The sequence below is a fragment of the Planctomycetota bacterium genome (assembly GCA_021414025.1).
Classification (GTDB): Bacteria; Planctomycetota; Phycisphaerae; order Phycisphaerales; family SM1A02; genus SYAC01.
Genome location: JAIOPG010000007.1, coordinates 397,834 through 414,027 on the forward strand (window position 1 = coordinate 397,834; position 16,194 = coordinate 414,027).

Here is a 16,194-nt window from a genome sequence, read left to right on the forward strand (position 1 = left end):
ATACGGATCAAGGGCGGGAAAGTTGCCTGGCCAGATCGATCGCGGCCCTGGCGGAATCGATCCTTCCCTCGAGTTGCTCGTCGTAAACCGCGTCCAGGATGCGGCGGAATTCCGGACCCGCGCGCAGCCCCAGTTTGATCAGGTCATCCCCGGAAAGCAGTGGAATGGGCGAAATCCCTTCCTTTTCAAGCATTTGGAAGTCGCGGCGAATTGCCGCGGCGGGCCCGGCGGCTTCGGTGGCGTAGACCTCAAGCGCGTCCGGAAAGGCGGGATTGGCGGCGGTTCTTTTTTGCAGGGCCTTGGTCAACCCGGGCCAGCCGGAAAGGGACGAGCGGATGGAGAGGGCGCCGGCCAGGGCGTCGCGCTCCTTGTTGGAGAGCACCAGGGCCTTGGTCCATTGCTCGACGCGCTCCTGCCAGGGCAGCGCCGACTCCCGGTCCAGAAGCCATGCCGCCAGGACCGCGGCCTGCCCTGCGTCCGCGGAAAGCGCCCTGACCCGCCGCAGCGGCGATTGCGGCGCCGCCTCCAGAAGCGTCGAGGGAGCGAGCCCGAGCGACTCGATCAGTTCGACCGCCGCCACACGGCTGGGATGCGAAAGCATGCGGCGCAGTTCCTGGCCGACGCGCTCGCGGCTCACACCGCGCAACTCGCGGGCGTGGGCCCGGATCGCGGCCTCGGTCTCCGGCTCGATGGTCAGCTGGTAGCGAGCCGCGAAGCGCGCCGCGCGAAGCAGCCGGAGACGGTCCTCGGAGAGTCGCGCGTCCGGATCGTTGATGGCCCGCAGGGTCCGGGAGTCGATGTCGGCGCGGCCCTTCACATGGTCGACCACCTCGCCGCTCAGCGGATGCATGAAGAGCCCGTTGATGGTGAAGTCGCGGCGCATCGCGTCGGAGCGCTCGTCGCCGAGGGCGACCGCCTCGGGCCGGCGCCCGTCGAGGTAGCGGCCGTCGCTGCGGAAGCTGGCGACCTCGATGACGCGGCCCTTGTGGTGGACCAGGATCACGCCGAAACTCTCCCCCACGCCTCGCGCCTTGGGGAAGATCCGCTGGATGTCCTCGGTGGTGGCGCTTGTGGCGATGTCGTAGTCGGCGGGCGAGAGCTTCAGCAGCTCGTCGCGAACGCAGCCGCCCGCGAAGTAGGCGATGTGTCCGGCGTCCAGGAATTTTTTGGCGATCTCCTGGGCCGCCTGGCGGGCGCCGACGCTGGATTCGGATCGGTGTGACGCGTCAGCCATGCGCGTCCATCGTAGAGACCGGCCGGTCGCCGGGTCCCGGGGCGGGAAAGCGCCCGCCCGTGGCGCGGCGGATCGACTCGCGCCGGTTCAGGCGCAGGCGGTCCACTTCGCGGCGCAACCGTTCGATGCCGCCGTCGGGCTCGCGGCTCAGCTCCTCGGGATCGATGGCCTCCCCCGCCTCCACTTCGAGGCGCCCGAAGCATCTCGGCAGCTTGCGCGTCTTGGGCCAGACATCGAAGCAGCCCTCGACCCCGACCGGCACCACCGGCACCTTGGCCCTGCGGATGAGCAGCGCCACGCCGCGCTGGAAAGGCGCGATCGCGCCATCGTCGCAGCGGCCCCCCTCGGGATAGATCAGCAGGCAGCGCCCCGCGGCGAGCTCCTTCAGCGCCGCCTTGATCGCGGCGGAGTCGGAGCGCTCCTTCAGCGGAATCGCATTGAAGGAGCGGATCAGGGCGCCGAACAAGCGGTTGTTGAAGAGATCGCTGCGCGCGATGTAGGCGGTCTGCCGGTCGAAGGCGATCGCGGCGTGCGGCACCGGATCCAGATAGGACTGATGGTTTCCCACCAGCAGCACGCCCCCCCGGCGCGGAATGTGGTGCGCGTTCACCACCTTCATGCGCCAGAAAATCCGCGCGATCGTTCCGCAGAAGAGGGCGATGAAATCCCACCAGATCCCCTGCAGGAGCGAGCGACCGGGAACGCGGCGTGCGAAGTCGTGGAACATCAATGGTGCGCCGGGGCGGAGGCCGCGGCGGCGAGGCGCGATCCGAGCCGCTCCCGCGCCAGTTGCTCGAGCTTGGACACGACCGCCTCCAGGTCGAGATGGCTGGTGTCCACGCGGACGGCGCCGGTTGGAATCCGCAGCGGCCCCACCGCGCGGGTCGAGTCCACGTGGTCGCGGTGCTGGATCGCGCGAAGGATGCCCGCCTCGTCGGCGGCCTGGCCCGAGGACTTCAGTTGCGCGGCCCGCCGCTGCGCCCGCACGCGGGCGTCGGCCTCCAGATAAATGTGCAGCGGCGCGTCGGGGAAAACTTCCGAGCCCTGGTCGCGCCCCTCGGTGACCAGCCGCGGGTGGGCGGCGGCGATCTCGCGCTGGCGCCGCACCATCTCGCGGCGCACCTCGGCGCAGGCGGAGACCGGCGAGACCGCCTCGGTGACCTCGGAGGAGCGGATCAGGGCGCTGACGTCGCGCCGCCCCAGCAGCAGCCGCGGCGGGCTCGACTTCCAGTCGAAGGCCAGCGTCGTCGACGCCAGCGCGGCGGCGATCGACTCGCCTTCGTCGATCGGGATCGACTCCTCGATCGCCAGAAGCGCCGCGGCGCGGTACATGGCGCCGGTGTCCAGGAACTCCAGGCCCAGGCGCAGCGCCAGCAGATGGGCGACGGAACTTTTCCCCGTGCCCGCGGGGCCGTCGATGGTGATGATCAGGGGCTGCGCCGGGGAACTCATGCGGGCTCCGCCGCCTCGATCGCCGCGGAGAGCATGTCGCGGGCCATCCCCAGGGGCTTGATCGGATCCCCCTTGCCCATGTACTCCAGCGAAAGCGAATTGACATAGCCGACCGCGCGGAGAATCTCCACGCACTCGTCCAGGCTCCAGTCGGCGTGCTCGCCCGTGGCGGAGAAGCCCTTCACGCTTGCGGTGATCGACTGGGCATAGGGCGCCAGCTTGCGCAGTTCCTGGCTGACGCCCCCGTGGGCCGCGGCGTGCTGGAAGGAGGGCATGCTGCCGATGCGGAAACTTCCCACCTTCTTCACCAGGTCGATCAAGGCCTTCCCCTCGCTCAAGAGCCCCGGCGCGCTCTGCAGCAGCAGGTTGATCTCGAAGCGGTCCATCTCGACCATCGCCAGCTTGAGCGTGCGGGCCACCGCCTGCACGCGCTCCGGAGTCGTGACCTCCAGGGGAGTGACGGCCAGACTCGAGCAGCCCAGCCGCGTGGCGGCGGCGGCCAATCGGCGCAATCGCTCGAGCACGACGGCCTGGTTCTCCGGGCTCCACAGATCCAGCGGCGGCGACTCGATCAGCACCAGGAATGGGCAGTGCGCCTTGTCGGAGAGATCGCAGAGCCGGGCGATGTCGCTGGGCGTGCGGCCCGCGAGCAGGTCCGACGGGATGTTGAGACCGCGCAGTCCCATTTCCTCGCTGACGAATGTTGGAAGTTCAAAGAGGTCAAGTGGCTTTTTCGCCCGCTTCATCAGCGGTCGGAGCGAGCCGACCGAAAGCGTCAAAACCATTTGGGCTGTCATCCGCGGGTCTCTCTTTCGATGGGTGCAGGATAGCAAGCCCCGGGGACACTATGATCCCCCACCTCCCTGGAGATCACCATGAAGAGTCCCGAACAGTGCCGCGTCTCCGAAAGTCATGAATGGTTCATTGCCCAGCAGGGCGAAGTCACGGTGGGCATCACCCAGTTCGCCGCCAACGAGCTCACCGATGTCACCTACGTCCAGACCAAGCCCGTCGGCACGGCGATCGCCGTAGGCGATGTGGTCGGCGAGGTCGAGAGCGTCAAGACCACCAGCGAGGTCTACTCCGCGGTGGCCGGAACCATTTCCGCGGTGAACGACGCCGCGGTCAAGGATCCCTCGCTGCTCAACAGCGACCCCTACGGCAAGGGCTGGCTCGTGAAACTGAAGGTGAGCGACGTGTCCCCGCTGTCCAAATTGATGGACGCGAAGACGTACGACTCCAAGCATGCCGTCCACTGAGCCCGATCTCCGCGCCTGCCGAGTTCGACTGCGGGGAGTCCGGAAGAGCTACGCCATGGGCTCGCGCCGCGTCGAAGCCCTGCGCGGCGTCGACTTGGAGCTCATCGGGCCCGGCTTCCACGCCATCATGGGACCTTCGGGAAGCGGCAAGAGCACGCTGCTGCACCTGCTCGCCGGCCTCGACGCCGCCGACTCGGGGGAGCTCGAAGTGGGCGATTCGCGGCTCGACGGGCTTTCGGAAGGCGAATTGACGCTGCACCGCCGGCGCCGCAGCGGCGTGGTCTTCCAGGGATTCAATCTTCTGCCCACGCTCACCGCGCTGGAGAACGTCACCCTTCCCTCGACGCTCGACGGCATGACCCACGCCAGCGTGGCGGGCCGCGCCGAGGCGCTGCTGCGCGAGCTGGGACTGGGCGACCGGATCGACCACCGCCCCGACGCGCTCTCGGGCGGCGAGCAGCAGCGCGTCGCCATCGCCCGCGCGCTCCTGAACGAGCCCCCGGTGCTGCTGGCCGACGAGCCCACCGGCAATCTGGACAGCGACACCAGCGACCGGCTCTGGCGGCTGCTTGCGGATCTGGCGGCGCGGCGCGGCATGCTGGTGGTGATGGTGACGCACGAGCCGGCCGCGGCGGCGCACTGCGAACGGGTTCATGTTCTCCGAGATGGCCTCTTGGCCGGGAGCTTTGATGTTCAAGGAATGGATGCTTCCCAGTTGGCGCTTCGCGCGGCGGACCTTGTTCGCCCGCCCCGGTAGAAGCGCGCTGCTCTTCGCCGCGATCGCCCTGTCGAGCATGCTGGTGACGGGGGTGGGAAGCGGCATGCGCTCGGTGCAGAACAACGTGCGCGGCAAGCTGACCAGTCTGATGGGCGAGGTGGACGCGCGGTTGGTGCAGCAATCCGCGGCCCCCTTCTCCGCGGCGGTCGCGGAAAAAGTGAAGGCCTGGCCCGGGGTCGAAGCGGTCTCGGCGCGACGGCTCGGTTCGCTGACCCTCGGCCGCGCCGATGGCGCCCTGGACGCCGCCGGAAAGCCGCGCCGCTCCACGGCGCAGGCCCGCGGCGTCGATCCCGTCTCCGATCCTCGCTTCGACTCGCAGGCCCTGCAGGAGGGCGCCCGCCCCGTCGCGCCAGACCAGATTGCCCTGGACTCGGTGACAGCCGCGGCGCTGGAGGCGAAAGTCGGCGACAAGCTCCAGGTTCTTCGACTTGGCGCGCCGATGCGGCTGACCGTCTGCGGCATCGTGCCGCGGCCGATTCTGGGTGCCCTGCAGAAACCCATGGTCACGCTCTACCGCTCCACGCTGAACGAGGCCATGGGCCGACAGGACGAGGCGACCCAGATCGCGATCCTGCTCCAACCCGGCGTGGATATCCGCGCCTGGTGCGCCACCCACGCCAAGGATGTGGACGAGGACATGCTGCTTGAGCCCGCGGAGATGGCGACCTCGGGCATGGACAAGCAGGTGCTCGCGGGGCAGCTCGGCTTCACGCTGGCCACGGTGATCGCCTTTCTCGCCTGCTCCTTCATCATCGGCGTCGGCATGACCACGGCCGTGGCGGAGCTCGAGCGCGAATTGGCGACGCTGCGCTGCCTGGGCGCCTCGCGGTCGCAACTTTTCGCGGGGCAGTGCTGCGCCGGATTGGTGCTGAGCTTCACCGCGGGCATCGTCGGCGTGCCGCTGGGATTCGCCGGCGCCTGGTGCGTCACGTGGTGGTTTCGCGACACCCTGCCCGAGGGATTCACGCCCTCGTGGCTCGGGGCGTCGCTGGCCATGGGAGGCTCGTTGATGGCGGGTCTGCTGGGCGCGCTGAACCCCGCCCGCATCGCGTCGCGGACCTCGCCGCTGGAGTCGCTGCGCCGACGCGCCACACCCGTGTGGCGCCCGGGGCTCTGGATCTGCCTGGGCGCCGGAGTGCTCTGTGCCGCATTCGAAATCGCCGTGCTCACGCTGGCGGCGGACTCCCAGCAGAAATTCTGGCTGCATGCGCTGGCGGGACTGCCGATCATCCACATTGGCTGGTTCCTGCTGTGCGTTCCGATTTTGCAGGCGGCGGGCGCGCTGCTGAGCGGCCCATTGACCAAACTGCTCTCCCTGCCGCCGGGACTCCTGCGCGGCGGCGTGTCGCGGGCGCCCTACCGGCTGGGCCTGACCGCCGGCGCGCTGATGATGGGCATGAGCATCCTGGTCAGCACCTGGAGCAATGGGGAAAGCATGCTCAACGAGATCCGCTCGAAGGTCAAGTTCGGCGATGCCTTCGCCTTCAAGGTCAGCGGCCTGAGCCCGCGGGACCAGGATGCGCTGCGGATTCTTCCCGGCGTGCGCCACGCTGCCGCCGTCGGATACCTGCCGCTGAAGACTGGGGCCACGATGGCGCTGGGGGTGCAGTCCATCGCGCCGCCAAACGTCATCTGCGTCGGGTTCGAGCCCGATTCCTTCTTGCAGATGAACCGCCTGGACTGGGTGCGCGGTTCCCCCGAGTCCGCACTGCCGATGCTGCGCAGCGGCGAGGGCGTGCTGGTCGCGGAGCAGTTCCTGACCGCGCGCGGCATCGACGTGGGGGATTCCATCGAACTCATCGGCGCCCGCAGCCGCGTCGAGATGAAAGTGGTCGGCGTCGTCTCCAGCGCCGGGCTGGACATGGCCACCCAGGTGTTCGGCATCCGCAGCGTCTACATGGAGCACGCCATGAGCTGCGTCTTCATGGACATGTCGGCGGTCGCGCGGCACTTTGGCGTGCGCGACGCCGTCATCATGCAGATGGACCTGGGGCCGGAGGGATCGGCCGCGCTGGACGAGGCGCTCGCCGCCGAAGTGGCCCAAGCCGTGCCCGGGGCGCTCTTCGCCAGCGGCCGCGCCATCCGCGCCCAGATCGACGAGGTCGGCCAGGTGATCCTGGGCATGAGCGGGGCGATCGCTTTCGCCGCGATGCTGCTGGGATGCGTCGGCGTGGGCAACGTGATTGCCGCGCAAGTCGCGGGGCGCGGCCACGAATTCGGCGTGCTTCGCGCCACCGGCGCCGACCGGAGCTCCGTCGCGGGACTGGTGCTCGCCGAGACCGCCCTGATCGCCCTGACCGCGATCCTCGCGGGCACCGGACTGGGCATTGAGTTGGCGCTGGCGGGGTGCGTGCTCTACCGCGACCTGGTAGGCCTCCAACTCTCTCCCATTTTTCCGCTGGTGCCCTGGCTGATCGGAGCCGCGACCATGCTGCTCTTCGCGCTGCTCGCCGCCGCGCCCGCCATCCGGAGGCTGCTGGGGAAATCCCCGCGTGAACTTCTGGCTGGAAACTCCTGAGCGCCGCTCGCACGGGAGCCCCCCGCTTCCTACAGTGCGTGCGTGAGCGACCGCACATTCCAACTCAAGGCGCCCTTCGTCCCCACCGGCGACCAGCCCGCGGCGATCGAGTCGCTGGTGCAGGGCCTGGGCGAGGGGCGCCGCTGGCAGACGCTGCTGGGCGCCACCGGAACCGGCAAGACCTTCACCATCGCCAACGTGATCCAGCGGGCACGCAAGCCCACGCTGGTCATCAGCCACAACAAGACGCTCGCCGCCCAGCTCTACGAGGAGCTCCGCGAGCTCTTCCCCACAAACTCGGTGAACTACTTCGTGAGCTTCTACGACTACTACCAGCCCGAGGCCTACATCCCGCAGCGCGACATCTACATCGAGAAGGATGCCTCGCGCAACGATGACCTGGACCGCCTGCGCCTGGCGGCGACCAGCGCCCTGCTTTCGCGCAATGACGTCATCGTGGTCGCCAGTGTGAGCTGCCTCTACGGCCTCGGCAGCCCGGACGAGTACATGAACAAGATGCTCGCCGTCCGCCGCGGCGAGAAACTCGATCGCCGCGCCTTTTTCCTCGGCCTGACCACCATGCAGTACTCCCGCAACGAGGCGGCCCCCGAGCGCGGCAATTTCCGCGTGCGCGGCGATCTGATCGAGGTGCACCCCGCCTACGAGCAGCACATGATCCGCATCGGCATGTTCGGCGACCAGGTGGAGCGGATCGAACTGGTCGATCCGGTGAGCGGCGAAATCCTGGCCGAGGAGGTCGCCGCCTTCATCTTCCCCGCGAAGCACTACATGATGCCCGAGGACCAGATGCAGAAGGCGCTGGCGGACATGCGCGGGGACTTGGACGCCCGCGTGCTCGAGCTGCGTTCCCAGGGAAAGCTGGTCGAGGCGCAGCGGCTGCAGGGCCGGGTGCGCTACGACCTGGAAATGATCCAGGAGACGGGGTTCTGCAGCGGCATCGAGAACTACAGCCGCTACTTCGACGGACGCACCGCTGGCGAGCGCGCCTTCTGCCTGCTGGACTACTTCCGCAGCATTCCCGGCCGCGCCAAGGAGGACTGGCTCGTGGTCATCGACGAGTCGCACGTCACGATCCCGCAGATGCGCGGCATGTATTTCGGCGACCGCAAGCGCAAGGAGACGCTGGTGGAGCATGGCTTCCGACTGCCCGCCGCGCTGGACAACCGGCCGCTCACCTTTCCCGAGTTCGAGTCGCTGGTGCCGCAGGCGATCCTGGTCAGCGCCACGCCAGGACCGTGGGAGCTCGAGCAGTGCGGCGGCGTGGTCACCGAGCAGGTCATCCGCCCCACCGGCCTGGTCGATCCACCGATCGAGGTCCTGCCGGCGATCACTCAGGTCGCCGACCTGGTCGAGCGCGCCCGCGAGCGCGCCGCCCGGGGCGAGCGCACCCTGGTCACCGCGCTGACCAAGCGCCTCTGCGAGGATCTCTGCGAGCACCTGGACAAGCGCGGACTCCGCGTCCGCTACCTGCACAGCGAGATCGAGACGCTCGACCGCCTGGAACTGCTGCGCGAGTTGCGCGAGGGGGTGTTCGATGTGCTGATCGGGGTCAACCTGTTGCGCGAGGGACTGGATCTTCCCGAGGTGAGCCTGGTCTGCATCCTGGACGCGGACAAGCAGGGTTTCCTGCGCAGCACCTCCAGCCTGATCCAGACCATGGGCCGGGCCGCCCGCAACGCCAATTCGCAGGCCATCCTTTACGCGGACAAGGTGACAAAGGAGATGCAGGCGGCGATCGACGAGGTCTCGCGCCGGCGCCAGAAGCAACTCGCCCACAACAAGGCAAACCACATCACCCCCGAGACGATCACCAAGGCGATTCGGCGCGGCATCGAGCAGGAGCTCGCCGCCTCGCGCAGCGTCCGCGCCGCCGCGGGCCGCAAAGAGGAGAAGGAGATGGACCGGCACGAATGGATCGAGTCGCTCCACGCCGAGATGCTGCAGGCCGCCGAGCGCCTCGAGTTCGAGGCCGCGGCCAAGCTGCGCGACCGCATCAACCGCATCAAGGCGGCGCCGACCCTGGAAGGCGTGGCCCTGCCGGAAGAGGAGGATCCCGCGGCGAAGCGCTCCACCAGCGCCGGCATGCCCGGCACGCGCGGCAGCGGGAAGCGAATTTCCTGAATCCATCGAGCGGGCGCCCTTGAAAAACAACTCAGCCCCGCGATTGCGGGGCTGTTCCATTTCAAGGCCTGAATGTCGTTCGATCAGTGGCGGGGCATCAGCGAATCCGCCAGCATGCTTCGCCCGAGGCGGATGCGGCGGCTCGCCTCTCGGAGGGCCGCCATTTCCACGGCGTCCGGAACTTCATCGAAGGCCGGCCGGCGAACCAATTCGAACTCATCCTTGGGGATGGTCGGTTCCGCGACGGCAGTGGTTCGATTTCGGTTTTCCATGGATCTGTACTTTATGCTGACGGTCGTCCTTCTGGGTGTATCGGCTGAAACCAAGAGTTTTGCCGCAAGAAATTCTCTGGCGGCCCCACCATGCCGCCTTGTATTCAAATATCCACCTCCAAAGATGAAAGTGTGATGTGATCTTCAACATTTTTCAATTATTGATTCGCCAGGGCACTTTGAATGTTCCTATAAGTTGACCGCCCCCCGCCCCGGCTAGATTGCCCTTCCGATCACTGCCCGTCCGAGCCCTTCATGTCCGAACCCAAACGAGAAATTCGAGTCCGGCACGCCTGCGAGCACAACCTCAAATCGCTGTCGCTGTCGATTCCGCGCGACCGCCTGGTGGTCTTCACGGGCGTCTCTGGAAGCGGCAAGAGCAGCCTGGCCTTCGACACCATCTTCGCCGAGGGGCAGCGCAAGTACATGGAGAGCCTCTCCGCCTATGCGCGGCAGTTCCTCAACCAGATGCAGAAGCCCAATGTGGAGCGCATCGACGGACTGCCGCCGACGATCGCGATCCAGCAGCGGGCGGGCGGCCACACGCCGCGGAGCACCGTGGCCACCACCACTGAGATCTACGACTCCATGCGCCTGCTCTGGGCCCGCTGCGGCACGCCCACCTGCTGGCACCGAAGCGACGCCGGGAAAATCTGCGGCAAGGAGATCACCGCGCTGAGCTCGACCCAGATCACCGACTCCATCCTCGAGTCGTTTGCGGGAAAGAGAGTCATGCTGGCGGCCATCGTCATCCGCGGCAAGAAGGGCTTCCACAAGGAGGCGCTGGAGGCTCTGCAGAAGCAGGGTCTCGTCCGCGCCCGCGTGGATGGCAAGCTCGTCGATCTTCGAGAAGCCCTGAAAGCCGGCGGCGAAAATCCGCTGGGACTTGGGCGCTACGAGCTGCACACCGTCGAGGCGATCCTGGACCGGATCGTTCCGGAAGCGGGCGACCGGCAGCGCCTGGCCGAAAGCGTGGAGACGGCGCTCAAGCTCGGCGAAGGCAGCATGCTGGCCCTTGTCGAGGAGGGCGAGGGTTGGCGGGAGCATGGATTCAGCGAAAAACTCGCTTGCGCCGAGCACCCTGAATGCTCGCTCGCCGAGCTGGAACCGCGGTTGTTCTCCTTTAATTCGCCGCAGGGAGCCTGCCCCGCGTGCAGCGGCCTTGGTCAGATCCAGGAGTTCGACCCGGAGCTGGTGGTGCCCAATCCCGACCTCGGAGTCGCCGACGGCGCGATCGAGCCGTGGCGACGCAACGGGCGGCGGATGAACATCTACTACGGCCGGATCCTGCGCGCCTTCTGCGATCGTTTCGAGATCGAGCGCACCCTGCCCTACTCCAAGATGCCGGCCAAGATCCGCCGTTACCTGATGGAGGGCATTCCCGAGGAGGAGGCCGACAAGCTTGGAGTCAAGTTCGAGGGCGTGCTGCCGAATCTTCGACGCCGCTATCTGGAGACCGAGAGTGAATTCGCCAAGGAGCGCCTTTCGCACTACATGCGCGGCGCCGCCTGCCCTGCCTGCCAGGGCCAGAGGCTCCGTCCCGAAAGTCTCGCCGTGAAGATTCGCGGCGAGGGAAAATCGATGAGCATCGCCGAAGCGTGCGGCCTGAACGTGGGCCGCGCCATCCCCTTCTTCAAGGACCTCAAACTTTCTGCGGGGAACAAGTCGATCGCCCAGCCCATCCTGAAGGAGATCGATTCGCGGCTGGGATTTCTGGCCAGCGTCGGGCTCGACTACCTCACCCTGGACCGGGCGAGCGGAACGCTCTCGGGGGGCGAGGCGCAGCGCATCCGCCTGGCGACCCAGGTGGGCAGCGGCCTGGTCGGCGTCTGCTATGTCCTGGACGAGCCGACGATCGGACTGCACCAGCGCGACAACGACCGCCTGGTGAAGACGCTGCGCCAGCTCACCGACATCGGCAACTCCGTCATCGTGGTCGAGCACGACGAAGACACCATCCGCGCCGCCGACCATGTGGTGGACATCGGCCCGGGGCCGGGCCGGCTTGGCGGAACGGTCGTGGCCCAGGGAACGCCCGCCGAGGTCGCCGCCCATCCCACAAGTCTGACCGGCATGTACCTGCGCGGCGAGCGGCGCGTCGAGCTGCCGGGCGCGCGACGGCCGGTGAGCGAGAAGCGATCGATCGTCGTCAAGGGAGCCCGCGAAAACAACCTCAAGAAAATCGATGTCGCATTCCCCCTCGGCGGATTCATCTGCGTCAGCGGCGTCTCCGGCAGCGGCAAAAGCTCGCTGGTGAACGAGGTGCTGCTCAAGGCGGCGCTCAAGGCCGTGCACGGATCCAAGGTCGCCGTCGGGGCGCATGACCGCGTGACAGGGCTCGAGGCCGTCGAGCGCGTCGTCGAAGTGGACCAGAGCCCGATCGGCCGGACGCCGCGCTCCAATCCCGCGACCTACACCGGCATCTTCGACGACATCCGCAAGCTCTTCGCCGCCGTCCCCGAGAGCCGCGTCCGCGGCTACGAGCCGGGCCGCTTCTCCTTCAACGTGAAGGGCGGCCGCTGCGAGGCGTGCCAGGGCCAGGGCGTGCGCCGGATCGAGATGCATTTCCTGCCCGATCTTTTCGTGACCTGCGAAGCCTGCAAGGGAACGCGCTACGCGCGGGAGACGCTGGACATCCGCTTCAAGGGCAAGACCATCGCCGAGATCCTGGAGCTGACCATCGACGACGCCGTGGAGTTCTTCGCCGCCCACGGGCGCATCCGCGACATGCTGGCGTGCGTGCGCGACGTCGGCCTGGGCTACATGCACCTGGGCCAGGCCAGCACCACGCTCTCCGGCGGCGAGGCGCAGCGCATCAAGCTGGCGACCGAGCTGGGCAACCGCTCCTCGGGCTCGACGCTCTACGTGCTCGACGAACCCACCACCGGACTGCACTTTGACGATGTCCGCAAGCTGCTGGAAGTGCTCAACCGGCTGGCGGACGCGGGTCACACGCTCATCGTGATCGAGCACAACCTCGACGTGCTCAAGTGCGCGGACTGGATCATTGACCTGGGCCCGGAGGGCGGCGACCGCGGCGGCGAGATTCTCGCCACAGGGACGCCGGAGATGGTCGCCCAAAGCGACGCCAGCGCCACGGGCCGCTACCTGCGCCCGGTGCTTGTCCGCTCGGCGCGATCGGAGCCAACGAAGACCGTGGTCCGAGCGAAGACGAAGCGCGCCGCCTCGAAAACTTCGTAGCCGCGCCGATACACTCGCACCATGGCTCCCGGCGACGCCGCTCTCACCCTCAGGCATGTGACGCACACGGGGGATTCCAACCACCAAGGCACGATTTTCGGCGGCAAGATCTTGAGCCTCATCGACGAGGCGGCCTATCTGGAGGCGCGCAAGCATGGCTTGCACCGCTGGGTCACGGTCCTCTTCGACCGCGTCGAGTTCAAGGCGCCGGTCTTCACGGGGGATGTGCTCACCCTCTACACCCGCACCGTCGCCACCGGCCGCAGCAGTGTGACGGTCGCGGTGAGCGTGGAGGCGGAGCGCTACCGGGGCGGCGAGAAGATCATGGTGACCCACGCGACGGTCAAGATGGTCTCGGTGGACCGCGACGGACGAAGCGTGGATTTTCGCTCGAAGCCGAACATCGGCGACGACCGGGCCGCGGGATGCGCGCCGGCATGAGCGATCCGGTCCGGGTGGCATGCCTGCTCTCGGGCGCCGGCCGCTCGGTCGCCAATCTGCATGGCGCCATCGCCCGAGATTCGCTTCCCATTTCGATCGTGATTGCGGCGTCGACGCGCCCCAACGTGGAGGGACTCCGTGCGGCCGCCGAGCTGGGGATTCCCATCCGCGAAATCCCCGCGATCCCCGCGGACACGCTGGACGATCGACTCGACGCGGCGCTGGAGGAGGCCGGAACCGAGCTGGTGGTGCTCGCGGGATATCTGCGGCTTTTTCGCATGGCGCACTGGAAGGACCGCTGCATCAACATCCATCCCTCGCTCCTGCCCAAGTTCGGCGGCCGCGGCATGTGGGGGGAGCGCGTCCACAAGGCGGTCCTGACTGCGGGTGAGAACGAGAGCGGATGCACCGTGCACTGGGTCGACGATCGCTATGACCAGGGCTCGATCATCCTTCAGCGCCGCTGCCCGGTGGAGCGCGGCATGGACGTCCGGCAGCTCGCCCGGCGCGTCTTCGAGGAGGAGCGGCTCGCGCTGCCCGAGGCCGTCGCCCGGGTGGCCCGATGGATCCGTTGCGGCGGCCCTCGACCGGCGCTCGAGGGCGCCGCAGCGCCGGGAACCCGAAACTTCGGAACTTTCTAAATTTGAACTTGTGATTTGCCCATTCGCGCCGTAGGGTGGAGTGGAGCCCGGTGCGTTCCATACGAAAGGATTCCGCAATGCTGGTGAATATCAGTGCCAAACACCTGGAGTTGACCCCCGCCATCGAGCAGTACATCCGGGGCAAAGTGTCGCGGATCGAGCGTCACTTCGACAAGGTCCTTCAGATCACGTTCGTGATCGAAAAGGAGCCCCACCACGGCTTCCACGTGGAATTGATCACCGACGTTGAGCACCACGAGGATTTCATCGCCAACAGCAAGCACGACGACCTTTACGCATGCATCGACCTGGTGCTGGACCGCGGCGTCCGCCAGCTCACCGACCACAAGGACCGGCTGCGCAACCGCAAGCACACCGGGGCCGACCAATCGCCCTGAACGAATCGGGCCGAAAAAAGTGATGACGGTTCCAGGCCCCGGCGGTATCCTGAGGATCGCTTTGACTGAAAGGAATGGATTTCGCGCATGAAACTTCGCCAGTTGGTGATGGAAACAGCGATCGTTCCGGGCCTGAAATCGGCCAAGCGCGACGAGTGCATCGGCGAATTGCTCGATGCCCTGGTGTCGGGCGGCGCTTTCAAGGCCGCCCAGCGCGACGAGTTCCTCAAGGCGGTCGTGAAGCGCGAGCGCAAGGGCTCCACCGGTTTCGGCCACGGGGTCGCCGTGCCCCATGTCAAGACGCTCGAGGTGAAGAAGTGCGTTGCCGCCATCGGCCTGCATCCCGCGGGCCTGGACTTCAATGCGCTGGATCGCCAGCCGGTGCACGCGATTTTCCTGCTGCTCAGCCCCGAGGACAAGCCCGAGCTGCATCTCGAGGCGATGGAGGGGCTCTTCTCCATCCTCAGCCAGGACCAGTTCCGAAAGTTCCTCCGCCAGGCGAAGTCCGTCGCGGAGGTCGTCACCCTTCTCGAGGAAGCGGACGCCAGTTCAGTGGTACGCTAAGGGCTTGAAATCCTCGCGTGTCGTGATTTCGAACCGGCTGGGGCTGCATGCTCGTCCCGCGATGGCGTTCGCCTCGATGGCGGGCACTTTTCGCAGCGCCGTCAAGGTGACTCGCACCGACAACCCCGAGCGCGTCGACGGCAAGAGCGTAATGCAGATTCTGATGCTGGCCTGCACCCAGGGAACCGAGATCGAGATCGAAGCCGAGGGCGACGACGAGCGCGAGGCCGTGGCAGCGCTGTGCAAGCTGGTGGAAAGCCGGTTCGAAGAGGAATGACCATGCCCGAGACGATCGCGATCGCAGGCGATGGACAGATGGCGCTGGTGATGTCAGCGATCGCCGCCGAGTCCGGGCACGCGGTCCGCCTGTGGAGCCCCTTTCCCGAGGCCGCGAAGGAACTGGAAAAAACCCGCGAGAGCCCGCGGCTCCATGGCTTTCGACTGCCCGAGTCCGTGCGCGTCGGCGCCTCCATCGCGGAGGCCTTCGCCGGCGCGACGCTCGCGATCAGCGCCATTCCCACGCAGTTCGCCCGCGCCGTCTGGCAGCGCATCGCGCCGACGCTGCCCGCCGTTGGAATCGTGACCGTCACCAAGGGCGTGGAAGTCACCTCGCTCTGCCCGCCGTTGGAGGTGCTGCGCGCCGCGACCGGGAGGCGCCCGCTGGCGGTGCTGAGCGGGCCCACCATCGCCGGCGAGCTGGCCCGGCAGCTTCCGGCGACGCTGCTCTGCGCCAGCGATGACCCGGCCTTCGCGCAGAAGGTGCAGGGAATTTTCGCGAGGCCGTGGCTGCGCATCTACACCAGCCCCGATCCGATCGGCGTGGAGATCGCCGGCGCCGCCAAGAACGTGGTGGCGCTCGCGGCGGGCATGCTCGACGGACTGGGGATGGGTTACAACGCCAAGAGCGCGCTGCTGGCGCGGGGCCTTTCCGAAATTTCGCGGCTCGGCCTGGCGATGGGCGCGAAGCAGGAAACTTTTTTTGGCATCGCCGGAGTCGGCGACCTGGCGACCACCTGCTTTTGCCCCGAGGGTCGCAACCGCTCGCTGGGCGAGAAGATCGGTCGCGGTGTCTCACTCGCCGACGCGCTGGCCGCCACCGACAGCGTGGTCGAAGGGGTGGAAACCTGCAAAAGTCTGCGTGCCCTGGCTCAAAAACATGCGGTGGAGCTGCCCATCGCCGCGGCCGTACACCAGGTGCTCTTCGAGCATCTTCCCCCGGCCCAGGCGGTCCGCGACCTGATGAGCCGCTCCTCGAAAGCGGAGCGCATCGGATGAAGCCGGTGAACTCGGCGCC

16 protein-coding genes are annotated in these 16,194 nt (G+C 67.4%); 11 read left to right on the forward strand and 5 right to left on the reverse strand.

Features of this window, described 5'->3' with window-relative positions; all coding sequences use genetic code 11:
* Positions 1-7 precede the first annotated feature (7 nt).
* The 4 genes from K8R92_10835 to K8R92_10850 are packed head-to-tail and all read right to left on the reverse strand — an operon-like array spanning position 8 to position 3,471.
* On the reverse strand, positions 8-1,234 hold the full coding sequence (locus K8R92_10835; GenBank protein MCE9620382.1) for a CCA tRNA nucleotidyltransferase: 1,227 nt from the start codon (positions 1,232-1,234) through the stop codon (positions 8-10).
* Entirely contained in the window at positions 1,227-1,961 is a 735-nt protein-coding gene (locus K8R92_10840) for a 1-acyl-sn-glycerol-3-phosphate acyltransferase (protein MCE9620383.1), read from the reverse strand. Before K8R92_10840 ends, K8R92_10835 begins: the two co-directional genes overlap by 8 nt.
* Positions 1,961-2,686, reverse strand: a complete 726-nt coding sequence (gene cmk, locus K8R92_10845) for a (d)CMP kinase (protein ID MCE9620384.1) — start codon at positions 2,684-2,686, stop codon at positions 1,961-1,963. The genes K8R92_10840 and cmk overlap by 1 nt, the downstream gene beginning before the upstream one ends.
* Positions 2,683-3,471, reverse strand: a complete 789-nt coding sequence (locus K8R92_10850; GenBank protein ID MCE9620385.1) for a sugar phosphate isomerase/epimerase — start codon at positions 3,469-3,471, stop codon at positions 2,683-2,685. Before K8R92_10850 ends, cmk begins: the two co-directional genes overlap by 4 nt.
* A gap of 90 nt (positions 3,472-3,561) precedes the next feature.
* Here K8R92_10850 and gcvH point away from each other — a divergent pair, with 90 nt between their 5' ends.
* The 4 genes from gcvH to uvrB are packed head-to-tail and all read left to right on the forward strand — an operon-like array spanning position 3,562 to position 9,383.
* Complete coding sequence (gene gcvH, locus K8R92_10855; GenBank protein MCE9620386.1) at positions 3,562-3,945, forward strand: glycine cleavage system protein GcvH; 384 nt, start codon at positions 3,562-3,564, stop codon at positions 3,943-3,945.
* Positions 3,932-4,702 carry an ABC transporter ATP-binding protein gene (locus K8R92_10860; GenBank protein ID MCE9620387.1) on the forward strand — a complete coding sequence of 257 codons (771 nt, stop codon included), beginning with the start codon at positions 3,932-3,934 and terminating at the stop codon, positions 4,700-4,702. Before gcvH ends, K8R92_10860 begins: the two co-directional genes overlap by 14 nt.
* Positions 4,650-7,241 (forward strand): ABC transporter permease, encoded by a 2,592-nt coding sequence (locus tag K8R92_10865; GenBank protein MCE9620388.1) that lies wholly within the window; start codon positions 4,650-4,652, stop codon positions 7,239-7,241. The genes K8R92_10860 and K8R92_10865 overlap by 53 nt, the downstream gene beginning before the upstream one ends.
* 42 nt (positions 7,242-7,283) lie before the next feature.
* A complete protein-coding gene (gene uvrB, locus K8R92_10870) occupies positions 7,284-9,383 on the forward strand; it encodes an excinuclease ABC subunit UvrB (protein MCE9620389.1) in 2,100 nt (699 codons plus the stop codon).
* An 83-nt stretch (positions 9,384-9,466) separates the two neighbouring features.
* On the opposite strand, the gene K8R92_10875 is transcribed toward uvrB, so the two are convergent.
* Positions 9,467-9,655, reverse strand: coding sequence for a hypothetical protein (locus K8R92_10875; GenBank protein ID MCE9620390.1), 189 nt, complete (start codon positions 9,653-9,655; stop codon positions 9,467-9,469).
* Positions 9,656-9,910: 255 nt separating this feature from the next.
* Between K8R92_10875 and uvrA the strand changes: the two genes are divergently transcribed.
* The 7 genes from uvrA to K8R92_10910 all read left to right on the forward strand — a co-directional run bounded on the left by uvrA (position 9,911) and on the right by K8R92_10910 (position 16,175).
* Positions 9,911-12,856 carry an excinuclease ABC subunit UvrA gene (gene uvrA, locus K8R92_10880; protein MCE9620391.1) on the forward strand — a complete coding sequence of 982 codons (2,946 nt, stop codon included), beginning with the start codon at positions 9,911-9,913 and terminating at the stop codon, positions 12,854-12,856.
* Positions 12,857-12,877: 21 nt separating this feature from the next.
* A complete protein-coding gene (locus K8R92_10885) occupies positions 12,878-13,297 on the forward strand; it encodes an acyl-CoA thioesterase (GenBank protein MCE9620392.1) in 420 nt (139 codons plus the stop codon).
* The gene (locus K8R92_10890; GenBank protein MCE9620393.1) at positions 13,294-13,938 is read left to right on the forward strand and encodes a phosphoribosylglycinamide formyltransferase; all 645 of its coding nucleotides are present in this window, start codon (positions 13,294-13,296) and stop codon (positions 13,936-13,938) included. The genes K8R92_10885 and K8R92_10890 overlap by 4 nt, the downstream gene beginning before the upstream one ends.
* Before the next feature lie 77 nt (positions 13,939-14,015).
* The gene (gene raiA, locus K8R92_10895) at positions 14,016-14,336 is read left to right on the forward strand and encodes a ribosome-associated translation inhibitor RaiA (protein ID MCE9620394.1); all 321 of its coding nucleotides are present in this window, start codon (positions 14,016-14,018) and stop codon (positions 14,334-14,336) included.
* 87 nt (positions 14,337-14,423) lie between these two features.
* Positions 14,424-14,900, forward strand: coding sequence for a PTS sugar transporter subunit IIA (locus K8R92_10900; protein MCE9620395.1), 477 nt, complete (start codon positions 14,424-14,426; stop codon positions 14,898-14,900).
* A gap of 4 nt (positions 14,901-14,904) precedes the next feature.
* A complete protein-coding gene (locus K8R92_10905; protein ID MCE9620396.1) occupies positions 14,905-15,177 on the forward strand; it encodes an HPr family phosphocarrier protein in 273 nt (90 codons plus the stop codon).
* 2 nt (positions 15,178-15,179) lie between these two features.
* The gene (locus tag K8R92_10910) at positions 15,180-16,175 is read left to right on the forward strand and encodes an NAD(P)-dependent glycerol-3-phosphate dehydrogenase (GenBank protein ID MCE9620397.1); all 996 of its coding nucleotides are present in this window, start codon (positions 15,180-15,182) and stop codon (positions 16,173-16,175) included.
* Positions 16,176-16,194 lie beyond the last annotated feature (19 nt).